This is a genomic window from Nocardioides sp. CF8, assembly GCF_000389985.1.
Taxonomy (GTDB): Bacteria; Actinomycetota; Actinomycetes; order Propionibacteriales; family Nocardioidaceae; genus Nocardioides; species Nocardioides allogilvus.
In genome coordinates, this window is the sequence record NZ_CM001852.1 from 2,032,769 (window position 1) to 2,051,006 (window position 18,238).

An 18,238-nucleotide genomic window follows, 5' to 3' on the forward strand; every position below is an offset into this window, starting at 1 on the left:
GAGGCGGCGGCGGAGGAGGAGGCTCGCAACCGGAGACCCAGAAGACCTTGGACTTGGAGTCGTTGCCCTGGCTGCCGGGCGTGTTCACCTCAATCTTGACGTGGTAGCCCTGCTCGGGGTGCGGCTGACCAGTGAACGACAGGACGTAGACCTCCTTGCCGTCGAAGCCGTCCTCGTTGCCGGCGCCCGACTGGGGATCGGCTCCGACGAAGACCGACGTGTCGCCTGCGACGGTCATGCCGACGTCAGCAGTCGGCGCCTGCATGGTGAACGTCACCTGCGAGATGATGTCCGTGCCCTCGTCGTAGCCATACCACTCGACGGTGAAGGTGCAGCCGACGTGCGGGTCGTTGTCCGGGTTGCCGTCGTCCGGCGCGTCGTCGGCCAGAACCTCCTGGATCTTGACCGTGCCGTTGTTTCCCGGTGGATCATTGGCGCTGGCATTGGCGGCACTCATGGCCACTCCGAACGGCGCAACCGCGATGAGCGACGTGCCGAACAGCAGGGCCAGGGTGCCTCTCGCGGGCGCTTGTGCGATGGAACGCATCCCGTGCTCCCCTCTCACGACGATGAACGCCTGTGAGTTGTGGTGGATCGACCATGGCTGGTCTGGGCATCCACCATCCCTCCGAAGGACCACCCCGACGTAGCCCCAAATTGGGGAAGTCCATGATGGGTTCGTGACCATCACCGACGACGCGTTGATCTGCGTGCGCAACCTCGAGCGGGACTTCGTCGTGCGCCGCAAGATGGACGGTCGGCGCCGCAAGGTGCGCGAGCACGTTCGCGCCGTACGCGACCTCAGCTTCGACGTCGCAGCAGGCGAGATGGTCGGCTACATCGGGCCGAACGGCGCCGGCAAGTCGACGACGATCAAGATGCTCACCGGCATCCTCGTGCCGACCCGAGGCGAGCTGACGGTCGCCGGGCTCGAGCCGCAGCGCAACCGCGTCGAGCTCGCGCGCCGCATCGGCGTGGTCTTCGGCCAGCGGACGACGCTGTGGTGGGACCTGCCGCTGCGTGACTCGTTCGAGCTGTTGCAGAAGATCTACCGGATCCCCCCGACGAGGTATCGCCATAACCTCGAGCGGTTCGTCGAGCTCCTCGACCTCGGCGACCAGCTGGACACCCCGGTGCGCCAGCTCTCCCTCGGCCAACGGATGCGCGGCGACATCACGGCAGCACTGCTCCACGACCCGGAGATCCTCTACCTCGACGAGCCCACGATCGGTCTCGACGTCGTCAGCAAGGGTCGGCTGCGGGAGTTCCTGCGCGCGCTCAACGCCGAGCGCGGCACCACCTTGATGCTCACCACCCACGACCTGCAGGACATCGAGGCGCTGTGCGACCGGGTGATCGTCATCGACCACGGCACGGCCGTCTTCGACGGTCCGCTCGCCGGGCTGCACGAGCAGGGAGGTTCCACGCGCACCCTGGTGGTCGACCTCGTCGACGAGTCGGAGCCGATCTCGGTGCCGGGCGCCTCGGTGCGCCGGGTGGAGGGCCCGCGGCAGTGGCTGTCGTTCCCGGCCGACGCGAGCGCCGCGCCCATCGTCGGCGCCATAGCGGCGGCCTACGACCTCGCCGACCTGTCCATCCAGGAGCCCGACATCGAGGACGTCATCCGCGAGCTCTACTCACGTTCCTAGACTTCTCGGATGAGCCTCACTCCCGAGCAGACCCAGCGCGTCCTCACCCTCGCCCTCGACCTCGCCCGCGCGGGCGAGACCGAGCAGCTCGCGGAGTTCCTCGACCACGGCCTGCCGATCGACTCGGTGTCTGAGTCGGGCGACTCGTTGCTGATGCTGGCGGCCTACCACGACCGGCCCGAGACCGTGTCGATGCTGCTCGACCGCGGCGCCGACCCCGACCAGCGCAACTCGCGCGACCAGTCGATCGTCGCGGGCGCCCTGTTCAAGGGCGCCGACGACGTCGTACGGCGACTGGTGGCCGCCGGCGCCGACCTCGACGCCGGAACGCCGACAGCCCGCCAGGCGGCCGAGATGTTCGGCCGTGGCGGGCTGCTGGACTGAGCGCGATCAGGCCGGAGCGTTGTCCGGGTTGGGCTCCGTGGCGCTGATCTTGCCGGCGGCCAGGGCCTCGATCGCCTTGCGGACGCCCTCACCGTAGGCCGGGTCGGCCTGGGTGCAGTGGAAGATGTGCTTCTCCACCGACGTCTCGGAGGCACCGTCGATGGCACGCGCGGTGTTCTCGAATAGACGCTGCTGCTCCTCGGCGGTCATCAGCCGGAACAGGTCGCCCGGCTGCTCGTAGTAGTTGTCGTCGTCCTCGCGGAAGTCGAACCGGTCCGCGACGGCACCGATGGCCTGGGCCGGGTCGGCGTAGGCGGGCTGCTCGGGCCAGCGGCCGAAGTTGTTCGGCTCGATCCCGGGCACCGAGCCCTGGTTGCCGTCGACGCGCATCGCACCGTCACGGTGGTAGGTGTTGAGCGTCTGCACTGCCCCACGGGGGTAGTTGACGGGGATCTGGTGGTGGTTGACCCCGACGCGGTAGCGCGCCGCGTCGCCGTACGAGAAGAGCCGGCCCTGGAGCATGCGGTCGGGGCTGAAGGAGATGCCCGGGACCAGGTTGGCCGGGGAGAAGGCGGCCTGCTCGACGTCGGCGAAGTAGTTGTCGGGGTTGCGGTTGAGCTCGAACTCGCCGACCTCGATGAGCGGGTAGTCCTTCTTCGACCAGACCTTCGTGAGGTCGAAGGGGTGGAAGCGGTAGTCGTTGGCCTCGGCCTCGGGCATCACCTGGATGAAGAACTTCCACTTGGGGAAGTCGCCCTTCTCGATCGACTCGTAGAGATCGCGCTGCGACGACTCGCGGTCGCCGGCCACGAGGGCGGCGGCCTCGTCGTCGGTGAGGTTCTCGATGCCCTGCTGGGTGCGGAAGTGGAACTTCACCCAGAAGCGCTCCCCCGCCGCGTTGATGAAGGAGAACGTGTGGGAGCCGAAGCCGTGCATGTGGCGGTAGGACTTCGGGATCCCACGGTCGCTCATCACGATCGTGACCTGGTGCAGCGCCTCGGGCAGGTTGGTCCAGAAGCCCCAGTTGTTCTCCGCGTCGCGCAGGTTGGTGCGCGGGTCGCGCTTCACGGCGCGGTTGAGGTCGGGGAACTTGAGCGGGTCGCGGAAGAAGAAGACCGGGGTGTTGTTGCCGACGACGTCCCAGTTGCCCTCCTCGGTGTAGAAGCGCGCCGCGAAGCCGCGGATGTCGCGCTCCGCGTCGGCTGCGCCACGCTCACCGGCGACGGTCGAGAAGCGCAGGAACATCTCGCACTCGTTGCCGACCTTGTTGAAGATCGCCGCCCGGGTGTACTGCGAGATGTCGTGGGTGACCTTGAGCGTGCCGAAGGCGCCCGAGCCCTTGGCGTGCATGCGGCGCTCGGGGATCACCTCACGGTCGAAGTGGGCGAGCTTCTCGAGGAACCACAGGTCCTGCAGCAGCATCGGTCCGCGAGGGCCGGCAGTAAGGCTGTTCTGGTTCTCGGCGACCGGTGCGCCGGCCGCGGTGGTGATCGGGTTGGTGTTCTCTTCAAACGCCATCGTTCATCGCTCCTCGTTGAGTGGGGTTCGGGTGGATTCGGCACAGGTGGGGCAGACGCCCCAATAGGTCACCTCGGCCTCGTCGATGACGAAGCCGTGGTGGTCGGAGGCGTCGAGGCAGGGTCGCTGCCCGACGGCGCAGTCGACGTCGGCGATCGCTCCGCACGAGCGGCACACGACGTGGTGGTGGTTGTCCCCCACGCGCAGCTCGTAGCGAGCGGGCGATCCGGCCGGCTCGATCCGGCGCACGAGCCGCGCATCGGTGAGCGCGTGCAGCACGTCGTAGACCGCTTGGGTCGACACGGCGCCGAGTTCGGCGCGGACCGCGGTGGCCAGCGCGTCGGCGTCGGCGTGCGGCTGCGCTGCCAACGCGTGGAGCACGGCGACGCGCGGCTGCGTCACGCGCAGGCCGGCCACCTTGAGGCGCTCGCGGGGATCGACAGTGGGCAGAAGTGACATCCCCTGCACTCAATCAGGTTTTCTGGAATGATTCAAGACAACTCGCCCGGGAATGGCGTTAGCGTTCGGCCCATGCCCGCCGCCTTCGAGACCGACGTCCTCGGTCGGCCGTACCGCGTCGAGACCATCGACCTCCCGGACGACTCCGAGGGCCCGGTGGTGGCCACCCTCGTGCACAAGCCCACCCGCAAGCGGGCCGGCCGCGCCGTCCTGCACGTGCACGGGTTCGCGGACTACTTCTTCCACCGCGAGTACGCCGAGTGGTGGACGGCTCGCGGCTACACCTTCTACGCCCTCGACCTGCGCAAGTACGGCCGCTCGATCCTCGACCACCAGACGCCCAACTACACCGAGGACCTGGCGGACTACTACCTCGAGATCGACGCGGCCTGGCAGCGCATCACCGAGCGTGACGGCCACACCAGCGTGGCGGTCTCCGCCCACTCGACGGGCGGCCTGACGCTGCCCCTGTGGGTCAACGACCGCCGCCCCGACGAGCTGTCCGCGATGGTGCTCAACTCCCCCTGGCTCGACCTCCAGAGCTCCGGGTGGCTGCGCAACCCCGCCGCCCGCGCCGCGCTCAACCAGCTGGGTGTGCGCCAGCCCAGGCGACTGATCCCGCGCAACGTCGACACCAGCTACGGCCGCGCGCTGCACACGAGCCATGGCGGCGAGTTCGACTACGACCTCGCTTGGAAGCCGCTCGAGTCGTGGCCGGTCTATGCCGGCTGGTTGCGGGCGATCCGCGCCGGGCACGACCGGGTGCACGCCGGCCTCGACGTGTCCGCGCCGGTGCTGGTTTTGTCCTCGACGGTCTCGGCCTCCGCTGCCGTGGACCCGGACGCCGTGAACAGGGCCGACGTGGTGCTCGACGTCCAGCAGATCCGGCGCTGGGCCTCGTCGCTGGGCTCCCACGTCACCAGCATCGCCATCGACGGTGGACGCCACGACCTGGTGCTCTCCGTGCCCGAGGTCAGGGCGCGCGTCTACGCCGAGCTGGACAGGTGGCTCGCGACGTACGTCGAGTGAGTCGCGACCTCAGGTCAGCAGCGTGATCAGCGCGGCCACGCCCACGACCACGATGAAGGCCCGCAGCACCGCCGCGGGCAGCCTGCGCCCGATCGAGGCGCCGAGCAGTCCGCCGACGATCGCCCCGCTGCCGATCAGCACGACGATCAGCCAGTCGACGTCGGCGACGAACGCGAACAGCACGCCCGAGACCCCGTTGACCAGGGCGGCCAGCACGTTCTTGAGCCCGTTCAGCCGCTGCAGGGCCTCGTCGATGCCGATCCCCAGCACGGCCATCATCAGCACGCCCTGGGCGGCACCGAAGTAGCCGCCGTACACCCCGCAGGCGAGCATCAGGGGCCACACCCACCAGGCGCCACGGGCCGGCAACCCTCCGGTCGCCTCGTGCCTGCGTGCGACCCAGGCCGAGATCCGTGGGCCGGCGACGACCAGGACCAGGCCCAGCAGGATCAGCGCGGGGACGATCACCTCGAACGCACCGGGCTGCCACAGCAGCAGGACCGCACCGAGCAGCCCACCCAGCGCCGAGGCGCTGGCGAGATGCAGGATGCGGCTGCGCTGGCCGACGAGCTCGCGCCGGTAGCCCACCGCTCCGGTGACCGAGCCCGGCACGAGGCCGATGGAGTTGGAGACGTTGGCGGTGACCGGCGGCACGCCGAACGCCAGCAGGGTCGGGAACGTGATCAACGTTCCCGACCCCACCACGGTGTTGATGGTGCCGGCCGCCACGCCAGCGAGGGCGATCAGCACGGCTTCGAGCGGGCTCACGCCGAGGGGGGCTCCTCGGCAGCGGGAGGCTCGACGGTCGGCTCGGCGGGCGGCGTGGCCGGCGCAGCGGCCGACGGCGTGCGGCTGGCCGATTCTGCGGCGGCGATGGCCTCCTCGACGACCTTCTTGGTGTCGCCGTGCCCCGACGACTGCGGCAGCTGCGGCTCGGTCGGGCCCATGTCGACGCGCGTGCGCGGCGTGGCGTCCTGCGGGATGCCGGCGATCTCGTGGATCGAGGAACCGAGCCCCTCCAGTGCCTTGGTGATCTCCGAGGGGATGACCCACACCTTGTTGGCGCTGCCCTCGGCGATCTTCGGCATCATCTGGAGGTACTGGTAGGCGAGCAGGGACTGGTCGGGCTGGCCGTCGTGGATCGCCTGGAAGACGGTCTGGATGGCCTGGCCCTCACCCTGGGCCCGCAGGATCGAGGCCTCACGGTCGGCCTGCGCGCGCAGGATCTGCGACTCGCGATCACCTTCGGCGTTGAGGATCTGCGACTGCTTGGAACCCTCGGCGGTGAGGATCGCGGCCTGGCGCGAACCCTCGGCGGTGAGGATGACGGCCCGCTTCTCACGGTCGGCGCGCATCTGCTTCTCCATCGAGTCCTTGATGGAGGGCGGCGGGTCGATGCCCTTGAGCTCGACACGGTTGACGCGGATGCCCCACTTGCCGGTCGCCTCGTCCAGGACGCCACGCAGACCGGAGTTGATCTGGTCGCGGCTGGTCAGCGTCTCCTCGAGGTCCATGCCACCGACGATGTTGCGCAGCGTCGTCATGGTGAGCTGCTCGATCGCCTGGATGTAGTTGGCGATCTCGTAGGTCGCTGCGACCGGGTCGGTGACCTGGAAGTAGATGACCGTGTCGATCGAGACCACGAGGTTGTCCTCGGTGATCACGGGCTGCGGCGGGAACGAGACGACCTGCTCACGCAGGTCGATGAGGTAGCGCAGGCGGTCGATGAACGGCATCAGGATGTTGAGGCCGGCGGGCAGCGTGCCCTTGTACTTGCCGAACCTCTCGACGATGCCGGCGCGGGCCTGCGGCACGATGCGCACCGTCTTGGCGAGCACCACGATCACGAACAGGACCAGTAGCGCCAACAGGACCAGGGCGATCTCCATGGACGTCTCCTTCTCAGAACGGGTTGGCTGGGACGGGCTTCGGGTCAGGACTCGAGACGAGCGACGGGGTGCACGAGGGCGGTGGCACCGCGGATCGCCAGCACCTCGACGGTCTCGCCCGCCGCGATGGTGGCGGTCTCGTCATAGGGCTCGGCGGTCCAGAACTCACCCGCGAGCTTGATCCGGCCCGGGGCCAGCGCCGAGATCTCCTCGGTGACGACGCCCTGCTTGCCGACCAGCTTGCCGTGACCGAGCGACAGCTCGGGTCCCCCGTGCAGACGCTTGACCATCGAGGGCCGCACCACGGCGATCGCGGCCAACGAGGCAGCGGACGCAGCGAGGATCTGGATGGCGATGTGCAGGTCCAGGAGGGCAGCGACCATGCCGACGAGGGCACCGGCCGCGAGCATGATGAGGATGAGGTCGAGGCTGAACATCTCGGCCACCCCGAGGACGATCGTCAGACCGAGCCAGGTCTCCCACGCATGATCTCTGAGCCACTCCATGGACAGACCCTAGCCCGCGTCAACCAGCCAGGTGGCGGGGGCGCCTGCGGGCGGCGAACCGCCCGTCCTCCTGCGTCAGCAGCATCGGCATCCCGAAGGTCTCCGACAACGTCTCGGCCGTGACCACGCGCTCCAGCGGACCCGACGCCACGACCCGTCCCGCGCGCAGCAGCAGGGCATGGGTGAAGCCGGGCGGGATCTCCTCGACGTGGTGCGACACCAGCACGGTCGCGGGCGAGTCGGGGTCGAGGGCGACGACCGAGAGCGTGGACACGAGGTCCTCGCGACCCCCCAGGTCGAGCCCGGCCGCCGGCTCGTCGAGCAGCAGCATCTCCGGGTCGGTCATCAGCGCCCGGGCGATCTGCACGCGCTTGCGCTCGCCCTCGCTGAGCGTGCCGAACGTGCGCTCGCCCAAGTGGGCGGCACCCACCTCGGTCAGCAGCGACGCGGCCCGGTCGTGGTCGAGGTCGTCGTAGACCTCGCGCCAGCGACCGAGGACGCCGTAGGAGGCCGAGACCACGACGTCCCTGACGAGCTCGGTGCGCGGGATGAGATCGGCCAGGGCGGCACTGGTGAGGCCGATGCGCGGACGCAGGTCGAAGACGTCGACCGTGCCGAGCACCTCGCCCAGGATCCCGGCGACGCCCGAGGTCGGGTGGATCTGCGCCGAGGCCACCTGGAGCAACGTGGTCTTGCCGGCGCCGTTGGGCCCGAGGATCACCCAGCGCTCGTCCTCCTCGACGGCCCAGTTGACCTCGTCCAGCAGGGTCGCCCCGCCCCGGCGGACCGTGAGGTCGGCGAACTCGATCACGGCGGTCATGCGCGTCACCCTATCCAGCACCGCACCACCGGTCCGGACCCCGACGTATTCTCTGGCGCCGTGTCCCTCGAACTCCCGCTGTCCGCCCGCCTCGCCTGGTGGCTCACTGCCTGGCTGCGCGGCACGGAGGTCACCGACCACGTGCTCGACGCCGTCACCGACGGCGAGCTGGCGCACCTCGCCGACGGCCTCGCGGGGGGTACGGCGATGCTCGACCTCCTCCTCGAAGCGAGGCGCTCCGGCGCCACCGGGGCGGGGCTGGCGCTGCCCGTGGAGGGTGACCTGCTCGGCCTGGGCGGGCCACGCGCGTTCAACGACGCGGCGATCGAGGCCGGCGAGGCGGTCGTCGTCGGCGCCTGGGCCGTCGTGCCGGAGGTGGTGGGCGAGGTCTGCCACTGGCGGGTGCAGCCCGCGGCGCCGCGACAGCTCCCCGACGTGGGCGAGGCCGACCGGTCGCTGCGCGCCGCGCTGCTCGACTCGGCCAACCTGCTCGCCGACCTCGACGTCGCCCGCTGGCGCCCCGAGGTGGCCGACCGGCTGATGAACCTCGGGCACCGGCCCGGGCTCGAGGCTCCCCTGGGCACACCACCGCGCTGCGCCGACCTCGCGGCGCGTGGGCTGCAGGGCTGGGCCATCACGGAGCTGGCGCTCGAGGACGACGGAGGTGCCGTGTCGGCGTACGAGATCGAGGCCCGCAGGGCCGCCCTCCAACCGCTGGAGCGCGCGTCGCGACGGGCGATCGTCGCCGCCTGCTCCCCGGAGGTGTGGCCGGACCACTGATCGGCGACGCGCGCCAACTTTTCCTGCGAAACCCTTGCCTGTGACGCGATGTCACATTAACTTGTCTGTGACATCGCGTCACAGACGATTGAGGGAGCAGGCATGACCGCGCAGACCGAGCACTTCTCGTACGACGAGCTGCTGCACCACCTCTCCGAGGCCTCCGTGCACCAGCACTTCGACGCCTTCACCGACATCGCGTGGGACGACCCCGACTTCGCAGTCGACCCGACCGACGCCCGCTGGGTGATGCCCCGGGCGGACTCGCTCGGCGGGACCGAGTGGTACCGCTCGCTCCCCCTCGACCGGCAGATCCAGATCGGGATGTATCGCCAGGCCAACATTGCCAAGGTCGGCCTGCAGTTCGAGCAGCTGCTCATCAGCGGGCTGATGAACCACGCGATGACGCTGCCCAACGGCTCCGCGGAGTTCCGCTACTCCACGCACGAGGCGACCGAGGAGTGCCACCACACGCAGATGTTCCAGGAGATGGTCAACCGCATCGGCCAGGACGTGCCGGGCGGTCCCCGCTGGTTCCGCGCCGTCGCACCGTTCCTCGCGATCGCGGCCGGTCCCCTCCCCAACATCTTCTTCATGGGCGTGCTCGCCGGGGAGGAGCCGATCGACCACCTGCAGAAGTCGATCCTGCGCTCCGGGGAGCAGATGCACCCGATGGTGACCCGCGTGATGCAGATCCACGTCGCCGAGGAGGCCCGCCACATCGGCTTCGCCCACTCCTACCTGACCGAGCGCTCGAAGGACTACTCGCGCCTCCAGCGCGCGGTGCTGTCCGTCCTGATGCCGGTGATCATGCGTGTCCTGTGCGACGTGATCATGAAGCCCAGCCGGCAGATGCGCCGCGACCTCGACATCCCCGCCGAGGTGATCAAGGAGATCTGGTGGGACGGCGAGCACTCCCGCAAGCTCCTGCGCGACACCTTCGGCGACCTGCGGATGCTGGCCGACGAGCTCGGCCTGATGAACCCCGTGTCCCGACGGGTCTGGACCCTCCTCGGCATCGGCGGTCGGCCCTCGCGCTTCCGCAGCGAGCCCCACTCGGCAGCGAGCTGACCGATGCCCTACGTCATCACCCAGTCCTGCTGCGCCGACGCCTCGTGCGTGGTCGCCTGCCCGGTCAACTGCATCCACCCCGCCCCCGGCGAGCCCGGTTTCGCCGAGGCCGAGATGCTGTACGTCGACCCGGACTCCTGCGTCGGCTGCGGCGCGTGCGTCACGGCCTGCCCGGTGGGCGCGATCGTGCCCGACACGAAGCTGACACCGGCGCAGCAGCCGTTCCTGGCGCTGAACGCCGACTACTACGCCACGTTCCCCCACGCTGACCGCGCTCCCGTCGCGACGGTGCCCGCCCAACGGCGGCTGCGGACCGCGACGCCCGTGCGGGTGGCGGTGGTGGGCGCCGGTCCCGCCGGCCTCTACACCGCCGACGAGCTGCTCCGGCACCCCGAGGTCGAGGCGGTCGACGTCTACGACCGGCTGCGCACGCCGTACGGCCTCGTCCGGCACGGCGTCGCCCCCGACCACGCCTCCACCAAGCGCGTGACCGAGCTCTTCGGCGCCATCGAGCAGCAGCCGGGCTTCCGCTACTTCCTGGGCGTCGACGTCGGCACCGACCTGACGCTGGCCGACCTGCGCAGCCGCTACCACGCGGTCGTCCACGCCGTGGGCGCCTCCGCGGACCGGCAGCTCGCCATCCCGGGCGAGGACCTGCCCGGCTCGCTGGCCGCGACCGACGTCGTCGGCTGGTACAACGGCCACCCCGGCCGACGCGACCTCGACGTGCCTCTCGACCACGAGCGTGCGGTCGTGGTCGGCAACGGCAACGTCGCCCTCGACGTCGCCCGGATGCTCACCCGCGACCCCGACGTGCTCGCCCGCACCGACGTGGCTCCCGGGCCGCTCGCTGCGCTCCGGTCGAGCGCGGTGCGCGAGGTCGTCGTGCTCGGACGGCGCGGACCCGCGCAGTCCGCCTTCACCGTGCCCGAGCTGATCGGCCTGGCCGGGCTGAGCGATGTCGACGTCGTGGTGCACGCCGACCCGGCGACCCTGACCGGCAGCGACCAGCGCAGCCGGCTGCTCGCCGAGCTCGCTGCCCGCACGACCTCCGGTGACCCCGGGCGTCGCCGGATCGTGCTGGCCTTCGCCACCTCACCCGTCGAGGTCCTCGGTCGCGACGGCCGCGTGAGCGGGGTCCGGCTGGTCCGCAACGACCTCGTCACCGGCCCCGACGGCAGCGTGCGTGCCGAGCCCACCGACGAGCAGTCGACCCTCGAGGCCGGCCTCGTCGTCCGCTCGGTCGGGCACAGCGCCACCCCTGTGTCGGGGCTCCCCTTCGACCCCGTCACCTCGACCGTGCCGAACACCGCGGGCCGGGTGGAGCCCGGGCTCTACGTCGCCGGCTGGATCAAGCGCGGGCCGGTCGGCTTCATCGGCACCAACAAGACCTGCGCCCAGGAGACGGTCGACACCCTGCTGGACGACCTCGACGCGGGTCTCCCCGAGCCCGTGATCACCACGGACCCGGCCGGTTTCGTCCGCGAGCGGCGACCTGACGTGAGCGGCCTCGACGACTGGCGAGTCCTGGACGCGGAGGAACGGGCACGCGGCGCCCTGGTCGGTCGCCCGCGGCTCAAGATCACCGACCCGGAGGAGCAGGCGCTGGCCGGACGCCTCCGCCCCCGCCGACGGCTGCGGGTGCCGACGTGAGCGCCGAGGACGGCCGTCACTCGCGCTGGCTCGGCCACCAGGAGGAACGCCGCCAGCAGGTGATCGACGCCGCGCTGCTGGTGATCGACGAGGCTCCCGCGGGTGCGGAGTTCAGGGTCGCGCAGATCGCGGCCCGGGGCGGCATCAACCGCTCCGCCCTCTACCGCTACTTCGAGGACCGGGCAGACCTGGAGGTCGCGGTGCAACGCGAGATCTGTGCGGTCGCCGGGACCGAGGTGATGGGCGCCATCACCCTCGACGGGACCCCGCGCGAGATCGTGCGCCGGATCATCTCCACCTACACCCACTGGGCCGTGGCGCACGCCTCGCTGCTGCGCTTCGTCGAACGCGACGTGGCCGGCTCCACCGAGCGACCGCTGGAGCAGGTGATCGCCCAGGTCGCCGACGGCGTCGAGACCATGATCGAGATGCTGCTCACGCTCCTCGGCGGCGAGCTGAGCGAGCACGACAAGGCCAGCCTCGACCCGTGGGTCTTCGGCCTGATCGGCGGCTGCATGCAGGCCGTGCGCCGCTGGTCCTCGCGTCCCGTGATCGCACCCGACATCGACTTCTTCGTCGAGGTCCTCACCCAGGGTGCCTGGTGCCAGATCCACGACCTCGCCGCGAGTCGCGGCGTCGACGTACCCGACGTCCCCGCCCAGACCCTCGTCGCCGCCGCCGCGGCCGGCTGACCACAGAGAAGAGACGACCATGACCGAGCACCTCGACGTCCTGATGATCGGTGCCGGACTGTCCGGCATCGACGCCGCCTACCACGTCAGCAAGGCCTTCCCCGACCGCAGCTATGCGGTCCTCGAGATGCGCGAGAGCCTGGGCGGCACCTGGGACCTGTTCCGCTACCCCGGCGTGCGCTCCGACTCCGACATGTACACCCTCGGCTTCAGCTGGAAGCCGTGGCTGGGCAAGAAGGCGATCGCCGACGGCGCCGACATCCTCGCCTACCTCCGCGAGGCCGCCGCGGAGCACGGCATCGACCAGCACATCCGCTACCAGCAGCGCGTGGTGCGGGCCGAGTTCTCCAGCGCCACCGCCCGCTGGACCGTCACCGTGGAGCGCACGGACACCGGTGAGACGCACGAGCTGACGGCCGGCGTCGTGATGTCCACCTCGGGCTACTACCGCTACGACGAGGGGTTCACCCCCGACTTCCCCGGGCGCGCGGACTTCACCGGCCAGGTGGTGCACCCGCAGCACTGGCCCGAGGACCTCGACTTCGCCGGCAAGCGGGTGGTGGTCATCGGCTCCGGCGCGACCGCCGTGACGCTGGTACCGGCCCTGGCCGACCGCGGTGCCGGTCACGTCACGCTGCTGCAGCGGACTCCGACGTACATCATCAGCCAGCCCGGCACCGACCCGATCTCGCACCGGATGCTGCGGACCCTGCCGACCAAGGTGGCCGCCAAGCTCGTCCGGGGCCGCTACCTCGCGATGCACGTCGGGTTCTACGAGTTCTGCCGGGCACGACCGCGCGAGGCACGACTGCTGCTGCGCACGCTGCTCGAGCGCCAGCTGCCGGCGGACATCGCGTTCGACGAGCACTTCAAGCCGCCGTACGACCCCTGGGACCAGCGACTGTGCCTGGTGCCCCACGGCGACCTCTTCAAGGCGCTGCGCAAGCACACCGTCGACGTCGTCACCGACCACATCGAGCGCTTCACCCCCGCCGGCATCCGGCTGCAGTCCGGCCGTGAGCTCGAGGCGGACATCGTCGTCACCGCGACCGGCCTCAACCTGCAGGCCTTCGGCGGGGCGAGCTTCGCCGTCGACGGGCGCGACGTCGACCTGCGCGACACGATGGCCTTCAAGGGGATGATGCTCACCGAGCTGCCCAACTTCGCGTTCATCGTCGGCTACACGAACGCCTCGTGGACGCTCAAGGCCGACCTCGTGTGCCAGTACGTCGTCCGCGTGCTCGAGCACATGGAGCGCACCGGCACCCGGATCGTCGTGCCGCGACGCGACCCGGGCGTCCCCGAGGCCCCGTTCCTGGACTTCGCGGCGGGCTACGTGCTGCGCGCGGTGGACGACTTCCCCAAGCAGGGCAGCGAGGAGCCGTGGCGGTTGCGGATGAACTACTTCCGCGACCTGAAGGTGTTCGCGGCGTCCGTGGACGACCCGGCACTCGACTACTCCGACCCGGTGCCGGCGCTCTCGACCGCCGGGGAGGTCTCGGCATGAGCATCGAGCCGCTGACCCGCGACGCCGGGCACGCCCGGGAGGTGCGCACCGACGACGGCCTGCGCCTGCACGTCACCGTGCGCGGGCGTGAGGACGCCCCGCTCACGGTGGTGCTGGCGCACTGCTGGGCCGCCGACGAGCAGGACTGGCACTACCAGGTCCACGACCTGCTGGTGGCCTACGGACACGACGTCCGGATCATCACCTGGGACCAGCGGGGTCACGGTCGCTCCGACACGGCCCGATCGGCCGCCTGCACGATCCCCCACCTCGCCCGCGACCTGGGGCACGTCGTCGACGCCTTCGCCCCCTCAGGGCCGCTCGTCGTCGCGGGTCACTCGATCGGCGGGATGACCATGTGTGCCCTCCCGGCGGAGCGCCCGGACCTCGTCGAGCGGGTGGTGGGGCTGCTGTTCGTCTCCACGTCGTCCGGAGGCCTCGACACCGTGACCCTGGGCCTGCCGCGGGTCACTGCGCCGGTGGTCCGCCACCAGCTGCCGCGTGTGCTCGCCACCCGGGCCCGGCGGCTGAGCCGCAGCGAGCGCCGCAACTCCCCGCTGCTGGAGCGTTGGGTGGTCGACACCTTCCTGTTCGGTCAACCCCGGCGACCGCGCGACACCGGACTCGTCGTGGACCAGCTGATCAACTGCGGGCCGGCCACGATGTGGGGCTTCTTCCACGACTTCATGACCCACGAGCGAACCGACCTGCTCGCGGCCTACGACGACGTCCCGACCGTGGTCCTCGTCGGGACGCGCGACCTGCTCACCCCGCCCCACCACGCCCGGCGCATCGCCGCCCACGTCCGGGGAGCCGAGGTGCGCGTCGAGCACGGTGCCGGCCACATGCTCACGCTCGAGCGACCCCGGGAGGTCAGTGCAGCGCTGCACGACCTCGTCGACCGCGCCCTGACCGACTGCACAGGAGACATCGCATGAAGACGCTCGAGAACAAGGTCGTGGTCATCACCGGCGCCGCATCCGGCATCGGCCGGGCCCTGGCCGTGGAGGTGGCCCGCCGCGGCGCCCACCTCGCCCTGTCCGACGTGGACATGACGGGGCTGGCGGCGACGGCCCGGCTCGCCCGCGACGCCGGCGCCACCCAGGTGCACACCGCGCGCCTGGACGTGGCGGACCGGGCGGCGGTCGCTGCCTACGCCACCAACGTCGAGGACCACTACGGCCGGGTCAACGTGGTCGTCAACAACGCCGGCGTCGCGTTGTCGGGCGACCTCCACGACCTCGACTACGAGGACATCGACTGGATCGTCGGCGTGAACTTCTGGGGCGTCGTGCACGGCACCAAGGAGTTCCTCCCCCACCTCATCGCCTCCGGCGACGGCCACGTCGTCAACATCTCGTCCCTGTTCGGGCTCGTCTCGATGCCCAGCCAGAGTGCCTACAACGCGACGAAGTACGCCGTACGCGGGCTGACGGAGTCGCTGCGCGAGGAGATGCTGGTCGCCGGTCACCGCGTCGGCGTCACCGCCGTGCACCCCGGCGGCATCAAGACCGCCATCGCCCGCAACGCCCGCGTCTCCGACGCCGAGGACAAGGAGGCGACCGCGGCGTTCTTCGACAAGCGGCTCGCCACGATGACCCCGGAGCGCGCCGCCGAGATCATCGTCCGGGGCGTGCTGCGCAACCAGGCCCGCGTGCTGGTCGGGCTCGACGCCCACGCCCTGCACCACTTCGCCCGGCTCACCGGCTCGCGCTACCAGGACGTCGTCGCGATGGTCTCCAAGCGGGTCATGCCGAAGAAGGTGGGCTGACCGACTCTGGACGAGTGCACCCGAGGGGCTCGCGGGCCAATAGGCTTCTCGCGAGATGATCGACATGGACGAAACTCCCAAGACCCTCCTGATCACCATCACGGGCAAGGACCGCCCCGGTGTCACGTCGGCGATGTTCGCGACCTTCGCGGCCGCGGGCGTCGAGGTGCTCGACATCGAGCAGATCGTGCTCCGCCGCCGCCTCGTCCTCGGCGTGCTCGTCACGGCGCCGCGTGACTGGAAGAAGCTCCGGCTGGCGGTCGAGGAGACCGCCGAGGGGCTCGGCATGCAGGCCGAGGTCGAGCGCGGCCAGGGCGACAACAAGCCCCGCCGCTTCGGCCGGTCGCACGTCACGATCATCGGGGCTCCCCTGAAGGCCACGGCCATGTCGGCGATCGCCGGCCGGATCGCCGACTCGGGCGCCAACATCGACCGCATCGAGCGCATGGCGCGCTACCCCGTGACGGCGATCGACCTCGCCATCTCCGGCGTGGCGCCCGAGGTCCTGCGCCCCCTCCTCGCGGCCGAGGCGGCGACGCAAGGGGTGGACATCGCCGTACAACCCGCCAACCTGCTGCGCCGCTCGATGCGGCTGATCGTGATGGACGTCGACTCCACGCTCATCCAGGGCGAGGTGATCGAGATGATCGCCGCCCACGCCGGCTGCGAGGCCGAGGTCGCGGAGGTCACCGCCCGGGCCATGGCCGGCGAGCTGGACTTCGAGGAGTCGCTGCGCTCGCGCGTGGCGCTGCTCAAGGGCGTGCCGGCCGAGGCGCTCGACGAGGTCTACGAAGCCATCACCCTGGCTCCCGGCGCCCGCACGCTGGTGCGCATCCTGCGCCGGCTGGGCTACCGGTTCGCCATCGTCTCCGGTGGGTTCAGCCAGATCACCGACCGGCTCGCAGCCGACCTCGGCATCCACTACGCCCGCGCCAACGAGCTCGAGATCGTCGACGGCCTGCTCACCGGGCGCGTCGTCGGCGACGTGGTCGACCGGGCCGGCAAGGCGCGCGCGCTGCGCGAGTTCGCCGCCGACATCGGCGTCCCGGAGGCGGCCACCATCGCCATCGGCGACGGCGCCAACGACCTCGACATGCTCAACGCGGCCGGGCTCGGCATCGCCTACAACGCCAAGGCGGTCGTGCGCGACGCGGCGGACGCGTCGGTCAACGTGCCCTACCTCGACACGATCATGTATCTCCTCGGCATCACCCGCGAGGAGATCGAGGCCGCCGACGCCGAGGCCGGCTTCGTCACTCCCGCTCCGCCGATCTGACCCCCGAGACGACGCAGCCGCCGATCTCCTCGTCGGTCACCACGTCGGTCCGCAGCCCGGCGTCGCGCATGGCCGCCACGGTCAGCGGCACCTGGGCCGGCGACGTCTCGATCATCAGCGCCCCTCCCGCCGCCAGCCAGTCGGGCGCGCCGGCAGCGATCCGGCGGTGCAGGTCGACCCCGTCGGCGCCGCCGTCCAGCGCGACGGGTGGTTCGTGCTCACGCGCCTCGGGCGGCATCAGCGACAGGTGGTCGGTCGGGACGTAGGGCGCGTTGGCCGCCACGACGTCGATGCGCCCCCGGAGCGGGGCCGGCAGGTCGCCGTACAAGTCGGAAAGATGGGTGTGCCCGTGCGGGACGTTGCGGCGGGCGCAGTCGAGGCCACCGTGGCCGCGACCGGGCCGACGCCGCAGCACAGCTCGAGCAGGACCGACCCGGGTCCGCAACGGGCGGCGGCAGTGCGTGCCAGGAGCTCGGTACGGCGCCGCGGGACGAACACACCCGGGCACACGCTCAGGCGGCGACCGGCGAAGACCACCCACCCGAGCACGGTCTCGAGCGGCTCCCCCGCGAGCCGCCGGACGACGAGCTCCTCCAGCTCGACACCCTCGCGGCCGCTGCCCAGCAGCAGCGCGGCCTCGTCCTCGGCGAACACGCAGCCCGCCGCCCGGAGCCGGGCCGCGAGCTGCTCGGCGCTCAGTCGCGCCCCACGTGGAAGGCGGTCACCGAGGCCGACGCCATGGCGAGGTCGGACCAGCCGCCCTCGAAGCGCAGCACGGTGAGCGCGCAGGTGGGGTAGCCGCCGGCCATGTCGGCGCTCGCCGCCGGGTCGCCGTCACCGTCGTCGAGCATCTGGGCGAGGAACGCCACGGTCGGGTTGTGGCCCAGCACGAACAGCACCCGGGCCTCGTCAGACGTCTCCCGCATCAGGTCGAGGGTCGTGTCGGGGCTCGCGGAGTAGAGGCCGTCGTCGAAGACGGGCGCCAGGCTCCAGCCGGCCGCGCCTGCGACGGCCTCCCACGTCTCGCGGGTGCGGGTGGCGCTCGACACGAGGGCGTGGTCGGGGGCGATGCCCTGCTCCGCCAGCCAGCGCCCGGCAGCGGCTGCATCGGCCCGGCCCTGCTCGGCGAGCCGGCGCTCGTGGTCGCTCTCGCCCCATGACTCCGCCCTGGCATGACGCATGACGACGAGCAGGCGGGTCGGCGCAGAATCGAGAGTTGCCACGCGCCAACTCT

19 protein-coding genes and 1 pseudogene are annotated in these 18,238 nt (G+C 70.9%); 11 read left to right on the forward strand and 9 right to left on the reverse strand.

Going from position 1 to position 18,238, the window contains the following annotated elements; all coding sequences use genetic code 11:
* Nucleotides 1-457, reverse strand: a pseudogene (locus CF8_RS09945) (hypothetical protein); the annotation flags it as partial.
* A gap of 223 nt (nt 458-680) precedes the next feature.
* Here CF8_RS09945 and CF8_RS09950 point away from each other — a divergent pair.
* Both CF8_RS09950 and CF8_RS09955 read left to right on the forward strand, forming a co-directional pair.
* A complete protein-coding gene (locus CF8_RS09950; protein WP_010832989.1) occupies nt 681-1,649 on the forward strand; it encodes an ABC transporter ATP-binding protein in 969 nt (322 codons plus the stop codon).
* Nucleotides 1,650-1,658: 9 nt separating this feature from the next.
* On the forward strand, nt 1,659-2,033 hold the full coding sequence (locus tag CF8_RS09955; protein ID WP_010832990.1) for an ankyrin repeat domain-containing protein: 375 nt from the start codon (nt 1,659-1,661) through the stop codon (nt 2,031-2,033).
* A 6-nt stretch (nt 2,034-2,039) separates the two neighbouring features.
* Here CF8_RS09955 and CF8_RS09960 read toward each other — a convergent pair whose 3' ends face one another.
* Together CF8_RS09960 and CF8_RS09965 are read right to left on the reverse strand one after the other, a co-directional pair.
* Nucleotides 2,040-3,551, reverse strand: a complete 1,512-nt coding sequence (locus CF8_RS09960; protein ID WP_010832991.1) for a catalase — start codon at nt 3,549-3,551, stop codon at nt 2,040-2,042.
* A 3-nt stretch (nt 3,552-3,554) separates the two neighbouring features.
* Nucleotides 3,555-4,010 (reverse strand): Fur family transcriptional regulator, encoded by a 456-nt coding sequence (locus CF8_RS09965; protein ID WP_010832992.1) that lies wholly within the window; start codon nt 4,008-4,010, stop codon nt 3,555-3,557.
* 72 nt (nt 4,011-4,082) lie between these two features.
* On the opposite strand from CF8_RS09965, the gene CF8_RS09970 reads away from it, so the two are divergent.
* Nucleotides 4,083-5,039 (forward strand): alpha/beta hydrolase, encoded by a 957-nt coding sequence (locus tag CF8_RS09970; protein ID WP_010832993.1) that lies wholly within the window; start codon nt 4,083-4,085, stop codon nt 5,037-5,039.
* 9 nt (nt 5,040-5,048) lie between these two features.
* On the opposite strand, the gene CF8_RS09975 is transcribed toward CF8_RS09970, so the two are convergent.
* Genes CF8_RS09975 through CF8_RS09990 form a run of 4 tightly spaced genes read right to left on the reverse strand, consistent with a single transcriptional unit; the run spans nt 5,049 to nt 8,254 of the window.
* The gene (locus CF8_RS09975) at nt 5,049-5,807 is read right to left on the reverse strand and encodes a sulfite exporter TauE/SafE family protein (RefSeq protein ID WP_010832994.1); all 759 of its coding nucleotides are present in this window, start codon (nt 5,805-5,807) and stop codon (nt 5,049-5,051) included.
* Nucleotides 5,804-6,928: an SPFH domain-containing protein gene (locus tag CF8_RS09980; RefSeq protein WP_010832995.1), complete on the reverse strand. Its 1,125-nt coding sequence runs from the start codon at nt 6,926-6,928 to the stop codon at nt 5,804-5,806. The genes CF8_RS09975 and CF8_RS09980 overlap by 4 nt, the downstream gene beginning before the upstream one ends.
* Before the next feature lie 44 nt (nt 6,929-6,972).
* Nucleotides 6,973-7,434 (reverse strand): NfeD family protein, encoded by a 462-nt coding sequence (locus CF8_RS09985; RefSeq protein WP_010832996.1) that lies wholly within the window; start codon nt 7,432-7,434, stop codon nt 6,973-6,975.
* Nucleotides 7,435-7,453: 19 nt separating this feature from the next.
* Nucleotides 7,454-8,254, reverse strand: coding sequence for an ABC transporter ATP-binding protein (locus tag CF8_RS09990; RefSeq protein WP_036490696.1), 801 nt, complete (start codon nt 8,252-8,254; stop codon nt 7,454-7,456).
* Nucleotides 8,255-8,314: 60 nt separating this feature from the next.
* On the opposite strand from CF8_RS09990, the gene CF8_RS09995 reads away from it, so the two are divergent.
* The 8 genes from CF8_RS09995 to serB all read left to right on the forward strand — a co-directional run bounded on the left by CF8_RS09995 (nt 8,315) and on the right by serB (nt 17,004).
* The gene (locus CF8_RS09995) at nt 8,315-9,034 is read left to right on the forward strand and encodes a hypothetical protein (RefSeq protein ID WP_036490698.1); all 720 of its coding nucleotides are present in this window, start codon (nt 8,315-8,317) and stop codon (nt 9,032-9,034) included.
* 102 nt (nt 9,035-9,136) lie between these two features.
* Nucleotides 9,137-10,105, forward strand: a complete 969-nt coding sequence (locus tag CF8_RS10000; RefSeq protein WP_010832998.1) for an AurF N-oxygenase family protein — start codon at nt 9,137-9,139, stop codon at nt 10,103-10,105.
* Nucleotides 10,106-10,108: 3 nt separating this feature from the next.
* Nucleotides 10,109-11,758: a 4Fe-4S binding protein gene (locus CF8_RS10005; protein WP_010832999.1), complete on the forward strand. Its 1,650-nt coding sequence runs from the start codon at nt 10,109-10,111 to the stop codon at nt 11,756-11,758.
* On the forward strand, nt 11,755-12,450 hold the full coding sequence (locus CF8_RS10010) for a TetR/AcrR family transcriptional regulator (protein ID WP_010833000.1): 696 nt from the start codon (nt 11,755-11,757) through the stop codon (nt 12,448-12,450). Before CF8_RS10005 ends, CF8_RS10010 begins: the two co-directional genes overlap by 4 nt.
* Nucleotides 12,451-12,469: 19 nt before the next feature.
* Entirely contained in the window at nt 12,470-13,957 is a 1,488-nt protein-coding gene (locus CF8_RS10015; protein WP_010833001.1) for a flavin-containing monooxygenase, read from the forward strand.
* Nucleotides 13,954-14,895 carry an alpha/beta fold hydrolase gene (locus tag CF8_RS10020; RefSeq protein WP_010833002.1) on the forward strand — a complete coding sequence of 314 codons (942 nt, stop codon included), beginning with the start codon at nt 13,954-13,956 and terminating at the stop codon, nt 14,893-14,895. Before CF8_RS10015 ends, CF8_RS10020 begins: the two co-directional genes overlap by 4 nt.
* Nucleotides 14,892-15,728, forward strand: coding sequence for an SDR family NAD(P)-dependent oxidoreductase (locus CF8_RS10025; protein WP_010833003.1), 837 nt, complete (start codon nt 14,892-14,894; stop codon nt 15,726-15,728). The genes CF8_RS10020 and CF8_RS10025 overlap by 4 nt, the downstream gene beginning before the upstream one ends.
* Nucleotides 15,729-15,792: 64 nt before the next feature.
* Nucleotides 15,793-17,004, forward strand: a complete 1,212-nt coding sequence (gene serB / locus CF8_RS10030; RefSeq protein WP_036492793.1) for a phosphoserine phosphatase SerB — start codon at nt 15,793-15,795, stop codon at nt 17,002-17,004.
* On the opposite strand, the gene CF8_RS23085 is transcribed toward serB, so the two are convergent.
* Together CF8_RS23085 and CF8_RS10040 are read right to left on the reverse strand one after the other, a co-directional pair.
* Nucleotides 16,982-17,419: a hypothetical protein gene (locus CF8_RS23085; RefSeq protein ID WP_232211607.1), complete on the reverse strand. Its 438-nt coding sequence runs from the start codon at nt 17,417-17,419 to the stop codon at nt 16,982-16,984. The genes serB and CF8_RS23085 overlap by 23 nt on opposite strands.
* 280 nt (nt 17,420-17,699) lie before the next feature.
* Nucleotides 17,700-18,227, reverse strand: a complete 528-nt coding sequence (locus tag CF8_RS10040; RefSeq protein ID WP_010833006.1) for a SixA phosphatase family protein — start codon at nt 18,225-18,227, stop codon at nt 17,700-17,702.
* Nucleotides 18,228-18,238 lie beyond the last annotated feature (11 nt).

Excerpts from the sequence above, each read along its gene's own strand:
- CF8_RS10005 (WP_010832999.1), top strand. The coding sequence starts at position 10,109 with ATGCCCTACGTCATCACCCAGTCCTGCTGCGCCGACGCCTCGTGCGTG.
- CF8_RS09990 (WP_036490696.1), bottom strand. The coding sequence starts at position 8,254 with ATGACCGCCGTGATCGAGTTCGCCGACCTCACGGTCCGCCGGGGCGGG.
- CF8_RS09970 (WP_010832993.1), top strand. The coding sequence starts at position 4,083 with ATGCCCGCCGCCTTCGAGACCGACGTCCTCGGTCGGCCGTACCGCGTC.
- CF8_RS09980 (WP_010832995.1), bottom strand. The coding sequence starts at position 6,928 with ATGGAGATCGCCCTGGTCCTGTTGGCGCTACTGGTCCTGTTCGTGATC.
- CF8_RS09985 (WP_010832996.1), bottom strand. The coding sequence starts at position 7,434 with ATGGAGTGGCTCAGAGATCATGCGTGGGAGACCTGGCTCGGTCTGACG.
- CF8_RS10025 (WP_010833003.1), top strand. The coding sequence starts at position 14,892 with ATGAAGACGCTCGAGAACAAGGTCGTGGTCATCACCGGCGCCGCATCC.
- CF8_RS09955 (WP_010832990.1), top strand. The coding sequence starts at position 1,659 with ATGAGCCTCACTCCCGAGCAGACCCAGCGCGTCCTCACCCTCGCCCTC.
- CF8_RS10020 (WP_010833002.1), top strand. The coding sequence starts at position 13,954 with ATGAGCATCGAGCCGCTGACCCGCGACGCCGGGCACGCCCGGGAGGTG.
- CF8_RS10015 (WP_010833001.1), top strand. The coding sequence starts at position 12,470 with ATGACCGAGCACCTCGACGTCCTGATGATCGGTGCCGGACTGTCCGGC.
- CF8_RS09960 (WP_010832991.1), bottom strand. The coding sequence starts at position 3,551 with ATGGCGTTTGAAGAGAACACCAACCCGATCACCACCGCGGCCGGCGCA.
- CF8_RS09965 (WP_010832992.1), bottom strand. The coding sequence starts at position 4,010 with ATGTCACTTCTGCCCACTGTCGATCCCCGCGAGCGCCTCAAGGTGGCC.
- CF8_RS10000 (WP_010832998.1), top strand. The coding sequence starts at position 9,137 with ATGACCGCGCAGACCGAGCACTTCTCGTACGACGAGCTGCTGCACCAC.
- serB (WP_036492793.1), top strand. The coding sequence starts at position 15,793 with ATGGACGAAACTCCCAAGACCCTCCTGATCACCATCACGGGCAAGGAC.